The following is a 20,797-nucleotide window of genomic DNA, read 5'->3' on the forward strand; positions in this document are numbered from 1 at the left end:
CGCCACGCGGCGCCAGCCACGGTGTGGCATGACGCCCCCGGGTCTACCGGTAATCGAAGGCTCCCTTGCCGATCAGACGACGGACGGCGTCGCCGAAGGCGGCGAACGGACTCAGGCTGATGCCGAGATCGGCGATCTTCTTCGACGCATCGTCGCCGCCATCGTCGATGGCGAGGAAATAGGCGCTGGCCCGAGCGTCCCGGCTGGTTTCCGGGGAGGGCGATGGCGACGGCTTGTCGACGCGGATCGGGGAATGGTCCGGCTGCGCTGGCGTGTCGGGCCGGCGCTGGCCGCGCTGAAGGAGCAGCGCTCCGCTGAGAGCGCGGTTGGCGGCCTCCGAATCAAGATCGACGGTGGCGACATCGACACCGGACTGTGCGAAGCCGATGCGCTTCAGGCGTGTCGTCAATCCCTTTGCCACGTCTTCACCGGTCAGGGCACCGGCGCGCACGGCATCGTCCAGTTTCCGGCGGTCCTCGTCGCCCAGCGCTTCGTTGAACATGGTCAGGGCGTTCCCTTTCAGGGCATCGGCCAGTTTGAGCGTGAGGCCGATGTCCGACGGCTTGTCCGTGACGGCCTGATTTTCCGGACCGGGCGGCGATGAGGGGGCGTCGGATTTGGGCCCGATGCCGGGAATGTCCACGGTTTCCGCAAATTTCTGGAACGCGTTGCCGAAGATGTTCCGGTCGAAGCCAAGCTCCTGAAGCTTCTGTTCGGCGGTCTCGCCGTCCGGCGCGTACAGATCCGCCAAGCCAGCGTCATCCCCCATGGAGGCCAGCGCGGATTTGAAGCCCTGCATGTTTTTCGTGAATCCGCTGGCGTCGCTGAGTATGGCCGTCTGATCGGTCGGCCTTCCATAGGCGCCACGGGCCGCCGCGATCTCGCCCTTGAACGCGTCCTGGACCGGCTTCAGGCGTTCGTTCATCTCGTCCATCGAGATTTCGCCGCGCTGCTGGGCCTCCTGAATCTCCTGGGTCTTACGCCCGACCTCGGACAGCGCACCGGACATCCGGCTGCCATAGGCCTGCAGTTTCTGCCAGGCGGCCTCCGAGTCGGTGAGCCGTTGCTTGTCCTCCTCGTCACGGGGGCGTTCGGAGACGTAGCGGTTGAAGGTCGCCTTGGTCGCCAGCGATTTCAATCCTGTCACCGCGTCTTCGGCGCTGATCTTGCCAGTGTTGACGAGTCCTTCCAGCATCCCGCGAGCCTTGGAGTCGAGTTGCTTGAACACATCGGCGGCAACTCCACTCAACGCCTGTCCGAGCTTGCTCACGGACACGGCATCCGCGCTCTTGCTGCTTCCCGCGCTTGAAACCGGATGCTCGGGGAAGCCGGTGCCGGACTGAATGGGTTTCCAATATCCTGTAGCCGACAAAGGAAGGGAAGTGTTGATCGTGCCATTGGCCATTGGTCCGCCTCTCGGTCTTCGCCCATATTGATTCCTTATCTCCTCCATGGTCTCTGAAATCAATAAATGGATCAATAACGATAATTATAAGTCTAAGTATACCGGGGTATGAAATGCGCAGAATTTTGCAATTGAATGGTGTCTTCTTTGATTGGGTTTGGACAGGAATAGAAGTGAACGTGTCCATTGCGTTGATGAAGTTTTGCCCGCAGGCCGATGGTGGTGTCGTGTGGGAGTGAACGGGTGGAAACCGTTTGTTCGGGAGCGGAAGTGAGGGGGCAGCAAGGGAGCGTGCTGTGACCCGAACGGACGTGGAGTGGAGGGCTGCCACTCATGCGGGGACACACGGACCGGCCTGCTGATTTCGTGCGGGTCATACCGCGAGGTTTGCGGTTAGGGTGCGACCTTTCCCCGCATGTTGGAGCGCAATGATGTGGAACACGTCCCGCTGGCGGAGCGCCGCCCTGTCCGCCCTTTTTCTCCTGGGGCTGGGCACCTCCGCCGAAGCGGCTGAGCCGGTCAAGGTCAAGGTGTTCGTCGGCGCCATGTTTGAGATCGGCAAGAACACCGGCGACCGCGCCGGCGAGTTCCAGAACTGGTACGAGCGCTACTGGCAGTCCGCTGAGCCGATCGCCGTGAAGGGCGCGTTGAACCCCGTGTATTGCAACGCCGACGGCGTCTGCGGCGCGGTTCTCGGCATGGGCAAGGTCAGCTCCTCCGCGTCCATGCAGGCGATTCTGCTGAACCCGCAGCTCGACCTGTCGCAGGCCTATTTCATCATCTCCGGCGTGGCCGGCACCCCGCCGTCGCGCGGCACCATCGCCGAGGTCAACTGGGCGACTTGGCTGGTGGATTACGATCTCGGCCACCGCTGGGCGCCGGAGGAGGGCAAGCCGGGCGAGCCGACCTTCATGCCGCGCAAGGGCTACGAGTCCGTCCGCCTGTTCCAGTTGAACCCGACGCTGGTCTCCTGGGCGATGAAGCTGACCGGCGACACGCCGCTGAAGGATTCCGACAGCGCCCGCGCCTACCGCCAACGCTACCCGCAGGACGCCGCCCGGCGCGCGCCCTTCGTCGGCACCGGCACGCACATGACCGGCGACACCTTCTTCCACGGCCCCGGCATGTCCGAGCAGGCGCAGTACATCGCCAAGCTCTACGGCGCCGACGATTACGTCATCACCGAGATGGAGGCCGCGGCGATCACTCTGGTCATCAAGCGCACGCTGGGCTCCGACCGGGTGATGAGCCTGCGCGGCGCGGTCAACTTCGACCAGGGCAACCCCAAGGAAACCACGCTGGAGCATCTCGACCCGAAGCCGGGCGAGACCGCCGGCGGCTTTGCCGAGACGGTGGAGAACGTCGCGCTGGTCGGTGCGCGCATGACCGATCACATCGTGTCCCACTGGGACCAGTGGCAGGCTGGCGTTCCGGCTCTTCCGGCCCAGTAACCCGAAGGCCGGCGGGGCGGCGGCCGCCCACCGTCGCCCCGTTCCGGCCCTTTTGGCTGACTGGACATCCTCCGGCCCGGCTCCCAGTTTCCATTGGGGTGGGCAACGGGTCCGGAGATGTCCCATGGATGAAGCGCTGGTGATTCGCGACGCGCGCCCGTCGGACGCGGTGGGCATCGCCAAGGTCCATATCGCGACATGGCAATCCACCTATCCGGGCCTCGTCCCCGACACCTATCTCGTCAATCTGTCGGAAGCCGCAGCGGCGATGCGCTGGCACAACGCCGTCCAGGCGCATGGGCCGGGGCAGGGCGCCCTGGTCGCGGTGGACGGCGCGGACTCGGTGGTGGGATTCGCCACCTACGGCGGGCGCCGCATTCCCGTCGAGGGCTACGAGGGCGAATTCTACGCCCTCTATCTGCTGGACGAGGCGCAGGGCCTGGGGCTTGGCCGCCGCCTGATGGCGACCATGGCCGAGCGGCTCCAGGAGGGCGGCAAACGCACCGCCGTGGTCTGGTGTCTGCGCGACAACCCGGCGCGCTGGTTCTACGAACGGTTGGGCGGTGTCCGCGTGGCGGAGCGGCCGATCCGCTTCGCCGGGAAGGAATTGGTGGAGATCGCCTATGGCTGGCGCGACCTCGCGCCGCTTGCACGCTTGTCCACGGGCCCCGAAATGCGGTAGTCAGGGGCTTGTCCCCCCGCATCAGGTTGTCGTCCATGTCCGCCGAGCGCGTTCTCATCCTCGATTTCGGGTCGCAGGTGACCCAGCTCATCGCCCGCCGCGTCCGTGAAGCTGGCGTCTATTGCGAAATCCATCCGTTCAGCATGAGCGAGGAGCGGATTCGCGACTACGCGCCGAAGGCGATCATTCTGTCGGGCAGCCCGGCTTCGGTCACCGAGGAGAACGGCCCCCGCGCGCCGGAGGTGGTCTTCACGCTGGGCGTTCCGGTCCTGGGCATCTGCTACGGCCAGCAGACGATGTGCCACCAGCTCGGCGGCACCGTGTCGGGCTCCGACCACCGCGAGTTCGGGCGCGCCTTCATCGAGGTGAAGCAGACCTGCGCGCTGTTCGACGGCCTGTGGGATGTGGGCTCGCGCGAGCAGGTGTGGATGAGCCACGGCGACCGCGTCACTGCTCTGCCCGACGGCTTCCAGGCCGTGGCGGTCAGCGACGGCGCGCCCTTCGCCGCCATCGCCGACGACGCCCGTCAGTTCTACGGCGTGCAGTTCCACCCGGAGGTCGTGCACACCCCGCACGGCGCGCAGCTCCTGTCGAACTTCGTGCACCGCGTCGCCGGGCTGAAGGGCGACTGGACCATGGCCGCCTTCAAGCAGCAGGCCATCGAGAAGATCCGCGCCCAGGTCGGCAGCGGCAAGGTGATCTGCGGCCTGTCGGGCGGCGTCGATTCCTCGGTGGCCGCGGTGCTGATCCATGAGGCCATCGGCGACCAGCTCACCTGCATCTTCGTCGACACCGGCCTGATGCGCGCCGGCGAGGCGGAGGAGGTGGTGACGCTGTTCCGCGACCATTACAACATCCCGCTGGTCCACCGGAACGCGTCCGAGCTGTTCCTCGGCAAGCTGGCCGGTGTCACCGACCCGGAGCAGAAGCGCAAGATCATCGGCGGCCTGTTCATCGAGGTGTTCGACGAGGAGAGCGCCAAGGTCGGCGGCGCGCAGTTCCTGGCCCAGGGCACGCTGTACCCCGACGTGATCGAGAGCGTGTCCTTCACCGGCGGCCCGTCGGTCACCATCAAGTCGCACCACAACGTCGGCGGCCTGCCGGAGCGCATGAAGCTGAAGCTGGTGGAGCCGCTGCGCGAGCTGTTCAAGGACGAGGTCCGGGCGCTCGGCCGCGAACTCGGCCTGCCGGCCGCCTTCATCGGCCGCCATCCCTTCCCCGGCCCCGGCCTCGCCATCCGCGTTCCCGGCGAGATCACCCCGGAGAAGCTGGACATCCTGCGCAAGGCCGACACAGTCTATCTGGAGGAGATCCGCAACGCCGGCCTCTACGACGCGATCTGGCAGGCCTTCGCGGTGCTGCTGCCGGTGCGCACCGTCGGCGTGATGGGTGACGGGCGGACCTACGACCATGTGCTGGCCCTGCGCGCGGTGACCTCCACCGACGGCATGACCGCCGACTGGTACCCGTTCCCGCACGATTTCCTGGCCCGTGTGTCGAACCGCATCGTCAACGAGGTGCGCGGCGTCAACCGCGTCGTCTACGACATCACCTCGAAGCCGCCCGGCACGATCGAGTGGGAGTGATCCGCGGCGGTCGCCGTCGTCAGGGCATAAGTCTTTCGCCGTTTCACGGACGGTGAAGGCTGACCGGGGAAAGCCGCCAGGAGCCGCAACGCTCCTGGCGGCTTTTTCATGCGCGAACGGCGCCCGGAACCGTCTGGTGGAGGCGGCTTGAGCGCCCTTGTGGGCGATGCCGTTCCAAATGCCCACCGGATAAATGACAATAATGAATAGTATCTTTTGATTCTTAAAATCTATTAAATAAGTAGATTTTGTTTGACAGGGTGCCGATGAATTGGTGTGATCGAGGGGTAGATCAACCTTGGCGATGCCATTTCGGGAGGCTTCGATGACAGCGGGTGTGAAACGGGTTGGATCCACCGCAAGACGGGCTTTTCTCGGCATGACCCTGGCGGCGGGCGTGGCCCTCCTTTCATCCGGCGGCGCTCGGGCCGAGGTGACGGATCTGACCATCGCCATCCAGTACGGGCTGAGCTACCTGCCGCTGATGGTCGCCAAGAACCAGGGGCTGATCGAAAAATACGCCGCCGCGGAAGGGTTGGGGCCGGTCAAGGTCAGCTGGCTCGTTCTGAACGGCGGCGTGGCCGCCAACGACGCGCTGCTGAGCGGCAACGCGCAGATCGTCTCCGCCGGCATCTCGCCGCTCTTGGCGGCCTGGGACCGGACGCGGGGCGGCATCGGCGTGAAGGCGATCTCGGGGCTGGATTCCTCCGCCTTCTGGATCAACAGCAACAATCCCGACGTCCGCAGCATCCGTGACCTGACCGACAAGGACCGCATCGCGGTGCCGGCGGTGAAGGTCTCGATCAATTCGGTCATCCTTCAGATCGCCGCGGAGAAGGAGTTCGGGCCGGGGCACCATTACGATCTCGAAGCGCTGACCACGCCGCTCAGCCCGCCGGAAGCCACCGCGGCGCTGGTTTCCGGCAAGACGGAAATCACCGGCCACGTCACCACGCCGACCTACGGCACCCTCCAACTCGCCCACCCGAACGTTCACCGCATCTTCAATTCACGCGACGTGATCGGCGAGGCGACGCTGGTGCTGAGCTACACCACGCAGAAATTCTACGACGAGAACCCGAAGCTCACCGCCGCGGTGGTGAAGGCGATGGGTGACGGCTTCGCGCTGATCGAGCGCGACAAGGCCGAGGCCGCCCGCATCTATCTGGCGGAGGAGCGCAGCAAGCTGACCCAGGACGAGGTCGTGGCGCTGCTGAACAACCCCGACATCAGCTATTCCCAGCTTCCCCACAACACCGGCGTGATCGCCGACTACATGCACCGCGTCGGCTCGATCAAGACCAAGCCCGCCTCGTGGAAGGACTACACCCTCCCGATCCTGCACAGCGAAACGGGGAGCTGATCCATGAGCAGCGACCGTGACCCGCCGCCGGAACTGATCTGCCTGCCGTTTCCCGAGGCCATGGCGCTGTGGCTGCTGATGTCCGACACCGGCGAAACCGATCCGTCGCTCGACCTGCGGCGCCTTCACGCCCTCTCGGTGGCCTTCGTTCTGCTGGCCTTCGGCGCCGTCGCTCTGCTCGCCTGGTTCCGCGCCGCCTGACACCCGCCTTTCCGCGTGTCCGTTCCTTCCGTCTTCCCAGAGGAGCCCGTCCGATGAGCCTTCCCAACGGTTTCGACATCACCCCCATCAACGGAAACATCGGCGCCGAGCTGCGCGGCGTCACCCTGTCCGGCGATCTGCACCCGGCCGTGCTGAAGGCGATCCAGGACGCGGTCTATGAACACAAGGTGGTCTTCGTCCGCGATCAGCATCACCTCGACGATGCCCGGCAGGAGGCGTTCGGGCGGCTGTGGGGCACGCTGGTCGGCCATCCGACCGTCCCGTCGCTCGGCGGGACCGAAGGCATCCTGGACGTGGACGGCTCCCGCGGGGAGCGCGCCAGCTCCTGGCACGCCGACATCACCTTCCTCGACGCCTACCCCAGCATCACCATCCTGCGGCCCCACGAACTGCCGGACCGCGGCGGGGACACGCTGTGGGGCAACACGGCCGCCGCCTATGCCGAACTGCCGGAACCGCTGCGCGAGCTGGCCGACAAGCTGCGGGCGATCCACACCAACCAGTACGACTACGCGGGCGATCGCGGAAACGTCCGCGAGGACGGGCTGAAGCGCTTCAACGAGGTCTTCACCTCCACCGTCTACGAGACGGAGCACCCGCTGGTTTCCGTGCACCCGGTCACCGGCGAGCGCACGTTGCTGGTCGGGCATTTCCTGCAGCGGCTGATCGGGTTCGGCACCTCCGACTCCAACCGGCTGATCGGCATCGTCACCGACCACGCCACCCGTCCGGAGAACACGGTGCGCTGGCACTGGTCGCCGGGCGACGTGGCGATCTGGGACAATCGCGCCACCATCCACCGCGCCGTGGACGACTACGGCAACCGTCCCCGCGTCGTCCGTCGCACGACGGTGGCCGGTGACGTGGTGGTCGGCGTCGATGGCCGTCCCAGCGTGACCCGCGTCCTTGGCCGCAAGCCGAGCATCGCCGCCTGACATGGCGTGCCGGAGACGGCGCGGGGCCACGCTCCCCGCGCCGTCTCCGCTTTTTTTTATGCGCCAATATAACATTTAAATAATGTTATTAATCGCGATTTTACCTGTTGAATCGTTCGTGGAATCATGATGTCATTTTCCTACTAGAGATTAGGTAAAATTTATCGGAGGTTCGTATGGTCAACCCTGGACGTGTCATCCGCCGCGCGCTCTGCGCCCTGGCCGGGCTGGGGCTCGCCGCCGCAGCGCTGGCGGGCCCGGCGGCGGCGGAAGGCCGGATACGGATCGCCGAACAGTACGGGCTGGGCTACCTGCCGCTGCATGTGCTGCGCCACCAGAACCTGATCGAGAAGCACGGCAAGGCGCTGGGGCTGGACATCAGCGTGGAGTGGGTGCAGCTCTCCGGCGGCGCCGCGATGAACGACGCGCTGCTGTCGGATTCCATCGATCTCGGCTCGGCGGGCGTCGGCCCGCTGCTGACCATCTGGGACCGCACCAAGGGCAACGCCAACGTCAAGGCCATCGCCGCCCTGAACAGCATGCCGCTGTTCCTCACCACCACCAACCCGAACGTCAAGACGCTCAAGGACTTCACCGACAAGGACAAGATCGCCCTGCCGGCGGTGAAGGTCGGGGTCCAGGCCCGCGTGCTCCAGATGGCCGTGGAGAAGGAGTTCGGGGAGGGCAAGTTCGACGCGCTCGACAAGCTGACCGTCTCGCTGCCGCACCCGGACGCCACCGCCGCCCTGCTGTCCGGCTCGTCGGAGATCACCGGCCACATCTCCAGCCCGCCCTTCCAGTACCAGCAGCTCCGTGACCCGAAGATCCACAAGGTCTTCAGCTCCTACGACGTGCTGGGCGGCCCGCACACCTTCAACCTGATCTGGGCGAAGGAAGCCTTCCGCGCCAAGAATCCCAAGACCTATCAGGCCTTCCTCGGCGCGCTGAAGGAGGCGATGGACGTCATCAACGCCGATCATGCGAAGGCGGCGGACATCTATCTGGCGCAGAACCGCGGCGACCTCGACAAGGCCTTCGTCGTCAGCATCCTGGACGATCCGGACAACCGGTTCACCGTCGCCCCCGCCGGCGTCGGCGCTTTCGCCGACTTCATGCACAAGGTCGGCGCCATGAAGAACAAGCCGGCCTCCTGGAAGGACCTGTTCTTCGAAGACCTGCACGGCGAAACCGGGAGCTGAGCCGATGAACGCCTTCACCTATCCCGCCGATGTGGACACCGACAGCGCCGGTACCGCCGGCGTGTCCGAACGCCCGCTGCTGGACGTGTCCGGCGTGACGCTCCAGTACAAGACGCGCCGCCATCTGGTGACCGCGACCTACCGCGTCGATTTCCAGGTGTTCCAGGCGGAGCGCTACGTCCTGCTGGGGCCGTCCGGTTGCGGCAAGTCCTCGCTGCTGAAGGCGGTGGGCGGCTTCCTGGCGCCGGTGGAGGGCGCCATCCGCCTGAACGGTCGCACGGTGACCGGGCCGGGGCCGGACCGCATGATGGTGTTCCAGGAGTTCGACCAGCTTCCGCCGTGGAAGACGGTCAAGCAGAACGTCATGTTCCCGCTGCTCGCCAGCGGCAAGGCGTCGCGCCGGGAGGCCGAGGAGAAGGCGCTGGACTGCATCGCGCGGGTGAACCTGTCCAAGTTCGCCGACGTGCATCCGCACATGCTGTCGGGCGGGATGAAGCAGCGCGTCGCCATCGCCCGCGCCATGGCGATGGAGCCGGACATCCTGCTGATGGACGAGCCCTTCGCGGCGCTGGACGCGCTGACCCGCCGCAAGATGCAGGAGGAGCTGCTCCAGCTCTGGGACGATCTGCGCTTCACCGTGCTGTTCGTCACCCACTCCATCGAGGAGGCGCTGGTCGTCGGCTCGCGCATCCTGGTGCTGTCGCCGCACCCCGGGCAGGTCAAGGCGGAGCTGAACTGCGACGGCTACGACCATTTCGCGGTGGGCAACCCGGCCTTCCAGGACACCGCCCAGCGCATCCACACCATGCTGTTCGCCGACGAGGTGGAAACGGTGAAGGGGCTGCCGTCATGACCGGCCTGTCCCTGGCCCCGCAAGGCCGCCGCGTGCCGCCCGTCCGTCCGGAGTATGAACGGACGGTCGCCACCACCGGACCGATCGGCGACGTGGCCCGCCCGCTGTCCCTGTGGGAGCGGATCGGCAACATCACCGCGCTCCGCCGCTTCGCCGTGCTGGCCGCGGTGGCGCTGCTCTGGCAGATCGCCGCGACGTGGCAGAACAACCCTCTGATGTTCCCCACCTTCACCGCCACCATCACGGCGTTGTGGGAGGCGATCTGGCGGGAAAACCTGCTGTCGATGGCCTGGGTGTCGCTGTCGGTCCTGCTGAAGGGCTACGCCATCGCCGTGGTGCTGGCGGTGGTGCTGACCAGCTTCGCGGTGTCCACGCGCATCGGCAACGACGTGCTGTCCACCCTGACCTCGATGTTCAACCCGCTGCCGGCCATCGCGCTGCTGCCCATCGCCATGCTGTGGTTCGGGCTGGGCGCGGTCAGCCTGACCTTCGTGCTGGTCCACGCGGTGCTGTGGCCGCTGGCGCTGAACACCCACGCCGGCTTCACCTCGGTGTCGGAGACGTTGCGCATGGCCGGGCGGAACTACGGGCTGACCGGCATCCGCTACGTCGTCACCATGCTGATCCCGGCGGCCTTTCCCGCCATCCTGACCGGGCTGAAGGTTGGCTGGGCCTTCGCATGGCGCACGCTGATCGCGGCGGAGCTGGTGTTCGGCGTGTCATCGGGCAAGGGCGGGCTGGGCTGGTTCATCTTCCAGAACCGCAACGAGCTGTACATTGACAAGGTGTTCGCCGGCCTCGTCACCGTCATCCTGATCGGCCTCGTCGTCGAGAACGTCGTCTTCCGCTGGATCGAGACCCACACCGTCCGCAAGTGGGGCATGGTCCGATAAGCCCTCTCCCCTCAGGGGAGAGGGTGGCCCGAAGGGCCGGGTGAGGGGGTTGCGCGTGGCGGCACGTCCGGCACAAGCGCAACCCCCTCACCCTAACCCTCTCCCCAGGGGGGAGAGGGGATTCTTCAGCAAGGAACTCCATCCGTGCCTTTCGACAGCAACCTGACCACCGAGCGCCCGACCTTCGTCACGCATCTGGAATGCGCCTACACCGGCGAGCGGTACGAGGCCGACATTGTCCACAACCTGTCCAAGGCCGGCAAGCCGCTGCTCGTCCGCTACGACCTGGAGGGGGTGCGCGGCGCGCTGACCAAGGACGCGCTGGCCGAACGCCCGCAGGATTTGTGGCGCTACCGCGAACTGTTGCCGGTGCGCCGGGTGCAGGACATCGTCAGCCTGGGCGAGGCGGTGACCCCGCTGGTCGCGCTGCCCAAGCTCGCCGCGAAGCTGGGGGCGGCGGAACTGCTGGTGAAGGACGAGGGGCGTCTGCCCACCGGCTCCTTCAAGGCGCGCGGGCTGGTCATGGCGGTGTCCATGGCCAAGGCCTTCGGCATCACCCACATGGCCATGCCGACCAACGGCAACGCCGGCGCGGCGCTGGCCGCCTACGCGACGCGGGCGGGGATCAAAACGACGATCTTCTGTCCGGAGGACACGCCGGAGGTCAACGTCTCGGAGATTAAACTCCAGGGCGCCACGGTCTACCGCGTCAACGGGCTGATCGACGACTGCGGCAAGATCGTGGGGGAGGGCAAGGTCAAGGCCGGCTGGTTCGACGTGTCCACCCTGAAGGAGCCCTACCGCATCGAGGGCAAGAAGACCATGGGTCTGGAACTGGCCGAGCAGCTCGGCTGGGAAGTGCCGGACGTCATCTTCTACCCGACCGGCGGCGGCACCGGACTGATCGGCATGTGGAAGGCCTTCGCCGAGCTGGAGGCCATCGGCTTCATCGGTTCCAAGCGCCCGCGCATGGTCGCCGTGCAGGCCGCCGGCTGCGCCCCGATGGTCCGTGCCTATGAGGCCGGCGAGGAGCACGCGCCGCGCTGGCCGGACGCCCACACCATCGCGTCGGGCATCCGCGTGCCGCAGGCGGTCGGCGACTTCCTGATCCTGCGCGCCATGCGGGAGAGCGGCGGCTTCGCCGTCGCCGTGCCCGACGAGGCCATCCAGGCGGCCCTGGACGAGACGGCGCGGGAGGAGGGATTCCTGCTCTGCCCGGAGGGCGCCGCCACCTACGCCGCCTACAAGCAGGCTCTGGCCGACGGGCGGGTGGGCCGCGACGAGCGCGCCGTGCTGTTCAACTGCGCGACCGGGCTGAAGTACCCGTTGCCGCCGGTCCACCGGACGCTCGACCGTCACCAGCCCATCGACTATTCGGTGTTCTGAGAATGGGCGGTCCTTACGCGGCGGAGCGTCTGGTGGCGTTGCTCGACGCCATCCTGCAACGGTCCGGCAGCAGCCCGGAGGAGGCGGCCATCGTCGCCGCCAACCTCGTGGACTCCGACGCGACCGGCCACGCCAGCCATGGCGTGTGCCAGATCGCCGTCTACGCGAAGAGCCTGGAGCTGGGCCATCTGCAACCCAACCGGCACGCCCGCACCGTCCGCGACGAGGCGCCGTTCCTGGTGGTGGACGGGGAGGTCGGCTACGGGCAGGTGATCGCGCGGGAGGCGACGGACCTCGCCATCGCGCGGGCCAAGGCGGGCGGGGCCTGTGTGCTCGCCCTGCGCAACGCCCACCACATCGGGCGCGTCGGCTCCTACGGCGAGCAGTGCATAGCGGCCGGCTTGATCGGGGTCTTCTTCGTCAACGTGGTCAGCCGTCCGCTGGCCGCACCCCATGGCGGCGGGCGGCCGCGGCTCGGCACCAACCCGATCTGCATCGCCGTTCCCGCCACGCCGGGCCATCCGCCCTTCCTCCTGGATTTCGCGACCAGCGCGGTGGCGGCCAACAAGTGCCGTGTCGCCGCAGCCTCCGGCAAGGAGGTCGCTGACGGCCTGCTGATCGACGAGCGGGGCGCGCCGACGCGCGATCCCGGCGTGATGTTCCGCGACCCGACCGGCGCCATCCTGCCCTTTGGCGGGCATAAGGGCTATGGGCTGGCGCTGGCCTGCGAGATCCTCGCCGGGGCGCTGGCCGGCGGGCTGCCGGCCCTGCCGGAGAACCTGCGTCCGGGCCGGGTGGTGAACAACGCGCTGGCTTTCCTGATCGACCCGGCGCGGGTGTCCGGTGCGGAGAACAGCGGCTGGCAGGCGCTGACCGACGCGGTGCTGGACCACATCCAGGACACCCCGCCGGTGCCGGGCGGTGACGGCGTGCTGGTGCCCGGCGGGCCGGAGCGGCGGAGCCGGGTGGTGGCCGCGGAGCGCGGCATCACGCTCGACCCCGACACCGTGCGCGCCCTGCACGACATCGGGGGCGCGCTCGGCCTCGACGTTCCGGCTTTCCTGGGGGCCTGACCGGGTGGGGTCAGGGCAGGATGCGGTTGCGCAGAATCCCGTCCTCTAGGAACAGGCGGGCGGTCTCGGCGGCGTTGCGCCGCATCTCGATCGCCGCCTCGTCGGAATGGAAGGCGTTGTGCGGCGTGACCACGAGACGGCCCTCCAGCCACGGCTCCCGCTTGCGCCACGCGTCCAGCAGCGGGTGGGGGGCGGGCGGTTCGGTCGGCAGCACGTCCGTCCCCACGGCGGCGACCTGGCCACTGCGCAGCGCCGCCTCCAGCGGGTCCAGCCCGGCGAACATCTCGCCGCGCGCCGTGTTGACCAGCAGGGCGCCGGGCTTCAGCTTCGCCAGGAAGTCCGCGTCGATCAGGCCGCGGGTCTCCGGTGTCAGCGGGCAATGGAAGGTGACGATGTCGGATTCCGCCAAGAGGTCGTCCAGCCGGCGGACGCGCCGGTAGCCGACCGCCTTCTCATGCCCGGCGGGCTGCTGCGGATCGTAGCCGAGGATGCGATAGCCGAAGGGCTTCAGCCGGTTCACCACCGCCGTGCCGATCCGCCCCACGCCGACGACGCCGACCGTCGCCGCGCTCGACCGCCGCAGTGGGGTCAGCGTGTTGGCCTGCCACGTCGTGCTGTAGCCGCGGGCGCGGGCGTCATGCTCCCACAGGCGGCGCTGCAGCGAGAGCAGCAGGGAGACGGCGTGGTCGGCCACCTCCTCCGTCCCGTAATCGGGGTTGTTGCAGAAGGGAATGCCGGCGGCTTCCAGCGCCGCCACGTCGACCTTGTCGTAGCCGACGCCGAACCGCACGACGATGCGGCAGCGCGGCAGCTTCGCCACCGTCGCCGGGCCGATGCGGGTGCTCCACACCAGCAGCGCGTCCAGCCGGGCCAGCCGCTCGGGGTCCAGATCCTCCTCGCGGCGGGTGTCGAGGAAATCCACCTCGGCACAGCCGTCCAGAACCGCCGCCTCGAGGTCCGGCGGGGGGATCATGTGGTCGGTGATTCCGACGACGAAGGGTGCGCGCTTGCCCATGGTCATTCTGCGGTCCGGCTCCTGATGGTCATGAAAAACAACAAAATTTACTGGTTATTATGACGGATAAAATCATGAAAACACATACGATTGCGTAAAGCCAACTTGTTAAATAGGGATTGATGATGCTCTAATGATGGCAATTCGGGGGCGCCCCGCGGGGTGCTGGACACAGGGAGAGGAACGATGAGCATGCCGTCCCACGACACCGCGCACAGCATCGCCATCGTCGGCGCCGGCTTCACCGGCAGTATCCTGGCGGCCCACCTTCTGCGCAAGGCGGAGGAACCGACGCGCATCCACCTGATCGAACGCGCCGGCACGCTGGGCACCGGACTGGCCTATTCCACGGACAGCGCGGCGCATCTGCTGAATGTGCGGGCCTACAACATGAGCGCTTATCCCGACGACCCGCGCCATTTCCTGCGCTGGCTGTGGGCGAAGGACCTCGGCGGCGACGTGCCGCCCAGCGGCCACGCCTTCGTGTCGCGCCGGCTGTACGGCGAGTACATCCGGGACGTGCTGCGCGAGGCCCAGGCGGAATCCCCCGCCCATGTGACGCTCGACACGGTGCGGGCGGAGGTCGTCGATGCGGCGGTGGATGGCGGCGTCCGGTTGAGCCTTGCCGACGGGACGAGCCTCGCGGTGGACCGGGCGGTGCTGTGCGTCGGGCATTTTCCACCCTCGCCGCCATCGATCCCGGCGCCGGAGGTCTTCGCGTCGGACCGCTTCGTGGGCGATCCCTGGAACCGCGAGGCCGTCGCCGCCATCGACCCGGACGCGCCGGTGCTGATCCTCGGCACCGGGCTGACGATGGTCGACGTGGTGCTGTCGCTGGAGAACCAGGGCCACCGTGGTCCGATCCTGGCGCTGTCGCGCCGCGGGTTGCTGCCCACCACCCATCTGGAGACGCGGCCCTTCAAGAGCTTCGTCCATCCCCAGACGCTGCCCGGCACGGTTCTGGACGTGCTGATCGCCCTGAAGGCCGACGTCCGCCGCGCGCGGGAGGAGGGGCTGGACTGGCGCGCCGCCTTCGATTCCCTGCGGCCCTTCCATCCGCTGATCTGGAAGCATCTGCCGTTGGAGGAGCGGCAGCGCTTCCTGCGCCACGCCCGGCCCTATTGGGAGGTGCACCGCCACCGCATGGCGCCGGAGGTGGCCGCCCGCATCGAGGCGTTGCGTGAGAGCGGGCAGCTGACCGTCCGCGCCGGCCGTCTCCAGTCGCTGGTTTCGACGCCCGACGGGGTGGAGGCGACGGTCCGCGCGCGGGGCGCCGAGGGGGCGCTGTGGACGCGGACGGTGGGCGCCATCATCAACGCGACCGGCACCGAATGCGACTTCGCGCGCATCCGCCACCCGCTGATGCGCGCCTTGCTCCAGCAGGGGCTGGCCCGGCCCGACCCCTTGCGCCTCGGTCTCGACGTGACGGAGGAGGGGGCGCTGATCGGGGAGGACGGGGCGGTGTCCGACCGTCTCTTCGCGCTCGGCCCGGTCAGCCGGGCGCCCTTCTGGGAGATGACCGCGGTGCCCGAACTGCGCAGCCAATGCGCGGACGCTGCGCTGACCCTCGTCCGCCAAGCCGCCAGCAAAAGCCTTGCAGAATAGACATTATATGATTGTTATTTTTGAATCAAAAAGTCTATTTTCATAATAGATTTTTGTGTCTATCATGAGGCCCAGTGTTGATTTCCACACGGCATCCGGAGGCTTCTCCGGTTGACCGGCACCGCTCCCGGTCCGCGCGGCTGCTCGCCGTCGCTTCGGTTGAGAAGGAGGATGTCATGCCGGACACGATCTTGCGGCCCGCAACGGACCATCTGGACCCTCAGGTGATCGCGATGAACGAGGCGGCGGTCCGTCTCGGCGCCGCCCCCGCCGATCCCTTGAGCATTCCGCTCGCCGAAGCCCGCGCGGCGGCGGAGCGTTACCACGGCTTCCTGAACGGACCCACGCCGGTTCCCGCGGACGTGACGGAGGTGACGGCGGACGGTCCCGCCGGTCCCTTGCCGTTGCGGCTCTACCGTCCGCCGGGCCGCGGCGCGGAACGCCTGCCCGTGATGGTCTATTTCCACGGCGGGGGCTTCGTCGTGAACAGCGTGGACACCCACGACCGGTTGTTGCGGCTGCTCGCCCGGCACAGCGGCGCCGTGGTCTGCGCGGTGCGCTACAGCCTGGCGCCGGAGCGCCGCTTCCCGCATCAGCACGGGGAGGCGATGGCCGCCCTGCGCTGGGTTGCCGCCGCCGGTGCGACGCAAGGCATCGACCCGGAGCGGATCGCGGTGGGCGGCGATTCCGCCGGGGCCAACCTCGCGCTCGGCCTCGCCCTGGCCGCCCGCGCGCCGGGGGCGCCACGGGTGGCCTTCGGGTTGCTGTTCTACGGCATGTACGCCCACGACTTCGACACCCTGTCCCACCGCCGCTTCGGCGACGGGCGCTACGGTCTGACGACGGCGCGGATGCGCTGGTACTGGCGGCAATATCTCGGCGGCGCGGCCCCCGACGATGCGCGGGCCGCGCCGCTGCAGGCCGATCTGCACGGCCTGCCGCCTTTGCTGTTGCTGGCCGCGGACCTCGACTGCCTGCGCGACGACACGCTGCGCTTGGCGGAGCGGCTGGCCGAGGCGGGCGTGCCGCATCGGCTCGCCGTCTATGACGGGCTTCCCCATTCCTTCGCCACCGCGACCCGCCTGGTCGACCGCGCGCAGGGCGCCGTCCTTCAGGCCGCCCTGGCGCTGCGCCGCCATTTGAACGCCTGACCGGTCACCAGCGGTAGCGCAGGCCGGCGCTCAGCGTGTGGGCGGTGGCGTCGCGGCGCAGGTCGGCGTCGTAGCTGCCATAGGCGTGGAACCGCTCGCCAAGGGCCGCCGTCAGGCCCGCCCCCAACACCGCGGCGTCGCGCCCCGGCTGGACCCCGGCGACCGTGTAGGAAGCGCCCAGCAGGCGCGCCCCGCTGCGCGCGGCCACGTCGAGGAAATCGTGATCCCAGCGGGCGCGCAGCTCGGGTTCCAGCGCCGTCTCCCCGGCCTTCAGGCGCCAGCTCGTCCGCAGGCCCAGGCTGGTCCGCAGCGTGCTCAGGTCGGTGTCGTCCACCGAAAGTCCCAGCGCGCCGGCGCCGCTTTCGCTGAATCCGTCGCGGGTCACCCGGTCGAAGCGGAGCCCGGCGAAGGGCTCGATGCGGGCACCGCTCCAGGTCATGGCGTAGCCGGTGCCGATGGCGGCCCCGAAGCCATGGCCGTCGCTGTCGCCATCGGCGTCGCGGCTCAAGGCGTTCGCGGACCCGATCCGGATGCGGCGTCGGCTGTCGTACTGGCCGAAGCCGTACATGGCCTGGGCGTCGACGAACCACGCGCCGACGCGGTAGGCGCCGTAGAGCGCGGCGCTGTAGCTGTCGATGTCCGTCCGGTCGCCGCTGTTCCGCACATCCACCCTTGTGCGCTGGTAGCCGAAGGCGGCACCGGCGGTCAACGCGTCGGAGAGGTCGCGGTCGGCGCCCAGCGCGAGGCCGCCGCCGCGCTGCCGGGTGCCGGCAGCGTTGCCGTCGCCGTCCGAGTTGGCGAAGCGGCCCAGCGCCCGCGCCCACAGGCCGAGCGCCGTCCCGCGCTCCGCCTCCGGCGTGGCGAGGGGGGCGATGGACTTGGCGAGGCCGTCGGCGCGCAGAGCGGCCATGCGGCCCTGCACCGTGTCGCCGAACAGCGGCTTGGCCGCGTCCGATGGGCGGGTGCCGGCGGCCGGGCGTAGCGGACCGGGGTGGCGGTGATGGTGATGGTGCCGTATACGGTGTCGAACCGCATGCCGGCGGGCAGGCCGTCAGCGGGCTGGGCAACGCCCGCGAAGGCGCAGGTCGCGCCGCCCGTGATGCCACGGGTGACCGGAGCCAGCGTGCCCCCGGCGGCAAAGGTGCCGGGCGTGCCGACGACCGCCAGCTGATCGTGGAAGCCGGCGCCGGTCCCGGCGATCGGCCCGTCGATCTCGACGCGCAGGATCGATCCGGCGGCGTTGGTGACGACGTCCTCGATGGTCGGGATGCCCGGCGAGTTGCCGGGGCTGAGGGTGCCGGCGTTGGCCAGCGCGCCGGTGATCCGCCCGCCGCCCGACAGCAGGCCGCCGCGCTCGACGGTGACGGTCGGGCTGGCGAGGCGCGTGTTGACCGCCAGTTGGGCGTTCGCCTTCACCGTGGTGGCGGCGACCGACTGGGTGCCGGAGGCCAGCGTGACGCTCGTCGCCGTGCCGGTGCTTGTCCCGACCTGGAACTGGGCGAGGTTCGACACATCGGCGCGGACGGTGGAGGCGCCCTCCAGCGTCAGGCTGTCGCCGCTGCCCGCCCCGGCGATGGCGAAGCCGACATCCATGTTGGCGATGTTGACGCTGTTGCGCTGCCCGTTGAACGGGTTGCCAGGGTTGAGCTGGAGCAGGACGGTGGTGCCGGTCTGGCTGAGCGACAGGGTGCCGGCGCCGAGCGGGGCCGGGTTCAGCCGCTCCACGGCGCCGAATTGGCCGGTCACCCCGCCGCTCGGTCCGCCCACCCGCGTCGATGGCGTCGGCGGTGCCGTTGGCACCGCCGCTGGTGTTGGCGCCAGAGCTGTGGATGATGCCCGCGTTGTCGATGGCGGCGTTCAGGCCGGGGCGCAGGGCGTCGTCGTTCAGCGCCTCGATCACGCCGGTGGCGCGATTGATGACCGTCAGGGGCACCCCGCCGTGTTCATCGTGCACAGATCAAGCGCTTGGCTCTGCACCGCGCTTGTCGGATCGGTGGGGGCGGCGGCGCGGATGGTGCCGGCGTTGTCCAGCGCCGGGCTGGACACGAACAGCAGAAGGCCCACGCAGCCGTGCAGCGCCGTGGTTGCCAAGAGCCCCTGGCGGGTCGGCATGGTCACACTCCCTGTGATGACGCGATCTTGTGATGGCGGATGTCTTGCGGGCGGAATGGAGACGCGCACCGGTCGAATCCGCGGCGCGCACTCAGCCGGCGCGAGTGATAGCGGCCTTGCGTGACCGTCCGGTGACGGTTCGATGATGATTGAGGGTACGAACGGACGCGGGAGCCGGCCCGCCGGCGGCGGCTCCGCCACAGCCGGGCATTATTGCGGGTTCGGTGGTTGTCAGCGGGCCGTCACCCACCAATGTGAACGGCAGCCGGGCGGTTCCAGGACCGCCCGGTTCCCACCCGGCATGTCCGCCGTTCGACACTCCATCAAGGAGGCGGCCCCAAGAGGCCGAAATTATATGCGTCGTCACCGCCGCGCGAAGATCGTTGCCACGGTCGGTCCCGCCAGCAACACGCCTGAGATGCTGAAGCGGCTGTTCCTGGCCGGCGTCGATACCTTCCGCCTGAATTTCAGCCATGGGACGCACGAGGATCACGCCAAGGTCCACGCCGCCATCCGCGCCCTGGAGGCCGAGGTTGGCCGTCCCATCGGCATCCTTCAGGATCTGCAGGGACCGAAGATCCGCGTCGGCACCATCCGTGACGGCAAGATCACCGTCGCCGCCGGCGAATCGATCCGCTTCGTCCTGTCCGGCGCCGACGGCGACAAGACCGCGATCCCGCTGCCCCATCCGGAAATCTTCGCCGCGGTGATGCCGGGCCACAATCTGCTGATCGACGACGGGCGCGTCCGCGTCGCCGTGACCGGGCTGGGCGACGACCACATCGACGCCAAGGTGGTGATCGGCGGGACCATCTCCAACCGCAAGGGCGTCAACCTGCCCGACACGGTGCTTGAGCTGTCGCCCCTGACCGCCAAGGACCGCGTCGATCTCGCCTTCGGGCTGGAGCTGGGCGTCGACTGGGTGGCGATGTCCTTCGTGCAGAAGCCCGCCGACCTGCTGGAGGCCCGCGGGCTGATCGGCGACCGCGCCGGGCTGATGTCGAAGATCGAGAAGCCGGCGGCGCTGGACCGCATCGACGACATCATCCGCCTGTCGGATTCCGTCATGGTCGCCCGCGGCGACCTCGGTGTCGAGATCCCGCACGAGGAGGTCCCGGGCCGCCAGAAGGAACTGGTGCGGGCCTGCCGCCTCGCCGTGAAGCCGGTGATCGTGGCGACGCAGATGCTCGATTCCATGGTCAACGCCCCGACCCCGACGCGGGCCGAGGCGTCCGACGTGGCGACCGCCATCTATGACGGCGCCGACGCGGTGATGCTGTCGGCGGAATCGGCCAGCGGCGCCTTCCCGGTGGAGGCCGTGGAGATGATGGACCGCATCATCCGCAGCACCGAGCAGCACAAGCTCTACCGCTCGATCATCGACGCGTCCGACCCCGGCGAGGAGCAGACCGCGCCGCACGCCGTGGCCGCCGCCGCCGCCGATCTGGCCGAGGTGATTCACGCATCGACCATCGTCGCCTACACCTCCAGCGGCACCACGGCGGCGCGCATCGCCCGCCGGCGTCCGGCGGTGCCGATCCTGGCGATCACCCCGCACAGCGCGGTGTCGCGCCGCCTGTCCCTCCTCTGGGGCGCGCACAGCGTCCTGTCCGCCGACATCCACACCTACGAGGAGATGGTCGAGCGGGCGCTGGCCTTCGCCAAGGAGCAGGGCTTCGCCAAGCCCAACGACCAGATGGTCGTGGTGGCCGGCATTCCGTTCGCGCAGGCGGGGACCACCAACAACCTGCGCGTGGTGCAGGTCGAGGGGTAAGGCGCGGGGGGGGGGCGGTTGCCCCCTCCTAACTTTCCCGCGCGGTTGCCCCCTCCCTAACCCTCCCCCGCTTCGCAGGGGAGGGCCGGGGT

18 protein-coding genes are annotated in these 20,797 nt (G+C 68.5%); 14 read left to right on the forward strand and 4 right to left on the reverse strand.

Features of this window, described 5'->3' with window-relative positions:
• Positions 1-43: 43 nt before the first annotated feature.
• Entirely contained in the window at positions 44-1,405 is a 1,362-nt protein-coding gene (locus DXK32_RS32935) for a hypothetical protein (protein WP_247876973.1), read from the reverse strand.
• A 428-nt stretch (positions 1,406-1,833) separates the two neighbouring features.
• Here DXK32_RS32935 and DXK32_RS04580 point away from each other — a divergent pair, with 428 nt between their 5' ends.
• The 11 genes from DXK32_RS04580 (at position 1,834) to DXK32_RS04630 (ending at position 13,048) form a co-directional block, all read left to right on the forward strand.
• Positions 1,834-2,856: a purine-nucleoside phosphorylase gene (locus DXK32_RS04580; protein ID WP_247876974.1), complete on the forward strand. Its 1,023-nt coding sequence runs from the start codon at positions 1,834-1,836 to the stop codon at positions 2,854-2,856.
• Positions 2,857-2,980: 124 nt separating this feature from the next.
• Complete coding sequence (locus DXK32_RS04585; protein WP_114857459.1) at positions 2,981-3,538, forward strand: GNAT family N-acetyltransferase; 558 nt, start codon at positions 2,981-2,983, stop codon at positions 3,536-3,538.
• Between the two features lie 35 nt (positions 3,539-3,573).
• Complete coding sequence (gene guaA / locus DXK32_RS04590) at positions 3,574-5,124, forward strand: glutamine-hydrolyzing GMP synthase (RefSeq protein ID WP_114857460.1); 1,551 nt, start codon at positions 3,574-3,576, stop codon at positions 5,122-5,124.
• Positions 5,125-5,503: 379 nt separating this feature from the next.
• Positions 5,504-6,487 carry an ABC transporter substrate-binding protein gene (locus DXK32_RS04595; protein WP_247876975.1) on the forward strand — a complete coding sequence of 328 codons (984 nt, stop codon included), beginning with the start codon at positions 5,504-5,506 and terminating at the stop codon, positions 6,485-6,487.
• A 3-nt stretch (positions 6,488-6,490) separates the two neighbouring features.
• On the forward strand, positions 6,491-6,688 hold the full coding sequence (locus DXK32_RS04600; RefSeq protein ID WP_114857461.1) for a hypothetical protein: 198 nt from the start codon (positions 6,491-6,493) through the stop codon (positions 6,686-6,688).
• 53 nt (positions 6,689-6,741) lie between these two features.
• The gene (locus DXK32_RS04605) at positions 6,742-7,644 is read left to right on the forward strand and encodes a TauD/TfdA dioxygenase family protein (protein WP_114857462.1); all 903 of its coding nucleotides are present in this window, start codon (positions 6,742-6,744) and stop codon (positions 7,642-7,644) included.
• 176 nt (positions 7,645-7,820) lie between these two features.
• Positions 7,821-8,843 carry an ABC transporter substrate-binding protein gene (locus tag DXK32_RS04610; protein ID WP_114857463.1) on the forward strand — a complete coding sequence of 341 codons (1,023 nt, stop codon included), beginning with the start codon at positions 7,821-7,823 and terminating at the stop codon, positions 8,841-8,843.
• A 4-nt stretch (positions 8,844-8,847) separates the two neighbouring features.
• Entirely contained in the window at positions 8,848-9,696 is an 849-nt protein-coding gene (locus DXK32_RS04615; RefSeq protein WP_205215646.1) for an ABC transporter ATP-binding protein, read from the forward strand.
• Complete coding sequence (locus DXK32_RS04620) at positions 9,693-10,589, forward strand: ABC transporter permease (RefSeq protein WP_114857464.1); 897 nt, start codon at positions 9,693-9,695, stop codon at positions 10,587-10,589. Before DXK32_RS04615 ends, DXK32_RS04620 begins: the two co-directional genes overlap by 4 nt.
• A gap of 144 nt (positions 10,590-10,733) precedes the next feature.
• Positions 10,734-11,975: a threonine synthase gene (locus DXK32_RS04625; protein WP_114857465.1), complete on the forward strand. Its 1,242-nt coding sequence runs from the start codon at positions 10,734-10,736 to the stop codon at positions 11,973-11,975.
• Between the two features lie 2 nt (positions 11,976-11,977).
• On the forward strand, positions 11,978-13,048 hold the full coding sequence (locus tag DXK32_RS04630; protein ID WP_114857466.1) for a malate/lactate/ureidoglycolate dehydrogenase: 1,071 nt from the start codon (positions 11,978-11,980) through the stop codon (positions 13,046-13,048).
• A gap of 10 nt (positions 13,049-13,058) precedes the next feature.
• On the opposite strand, the gene DXK32_RS04635 is transcribed toward DXK32_RS04630, so the two are convergent.
• Positions 13,059-14,069: a C-terminal binding protein gene (locus DXK32_RS04635; RefSeq protein ID WP_247876976.1), complete on the reverse strand. Its 1,011-nt coding sequence runs from the start codon at positions 14,067-14,069 to the stop codon at positions 13,059-13,061.
• A gap of 180 nt (positions 14,070-14,249) precedes the next feature.
• On the opposite strand from DXK32_RS04635, the gene DXK32_RS04640 reads away from it, so the two are divergent.
• Both DXK32_RS04640 and DXK32_RS04645 read left to right on the forward strand, forming a co-directional pair.
• Entirely contained in the window at positions 14,250-15,668 is a 1,419-nt protein-coding gene (locus DXK32_RS04640; RefSeq protein ID WP_247876977.1) for an FAD/NAD(P)-binding protein, read from the forward strand.
• 176 nt (positions 15,669-15,844) lie between these two features.
• Positions 15,845-16,819: an alpha/beta hydrolase fold domain-containing protein gene (locus tag DXK32_RS04645; RefSeq protein WP_114857467.1), complete on the forward strand. Its 975-nt coding sequence runs from the start codon at positions 15,845-15,847 to the stop codon at positions 16,817-16,819.
• 4 nt (positions 16,820-16,823) lie between these two features.
• Here DXK32_RS04645 and DXK32_RS04650 read toward each other — a convergent pair whose 3' ends face one another.
• Positions 16,824-17,729, reverse strand: a complete 906-nt coding sequence (locus DXK32_RS04650) for an autotransporter outer membrane beta-barrel domain-containing protein (protein WP_114857468.1) — start codon at positions 17,727-17,729, stop codon at positions 16,824-16,826.
• 1,013 nt (positions 17,730-18,742) lie between these two features.
• Positions 18,743-18,931, reverse strand: coding sequence for a hypothetical protein (locus tag DXK32_RS04655; RefSeq protein WP_114857469.1), 189 nt, complete (start codon positions 18,929-18,931; stop codon positions 18,743-18,745).
• 355 nt (positions 18,932-19,286) lie between these two features.
• Here DXK32_RS04655 and pyk point away from each other — a divergent pair, with 355 nt between their 5' ends.
• Entirely contained in the window at positions 19,287-20,705 is a 1,419-nt protein-coding gene (gene pyk / locus DXK32_RS04660) for a pyruvate kinase (RefSeq protein ID WP_114857470.1), read from the forward strand.
• Positions 20,706-20,797: the final 92 nt, after the last annotated feature.

It is taken from the genome of Azospirillum brasilense, assembly GCF_003349955.1.
GTDB lineage: Bacteria > Pseudomonadota > Alphaproteobacteria > Azospirillales > Azospirillaceae > Azospirillum > Azospirillum brasilense_B.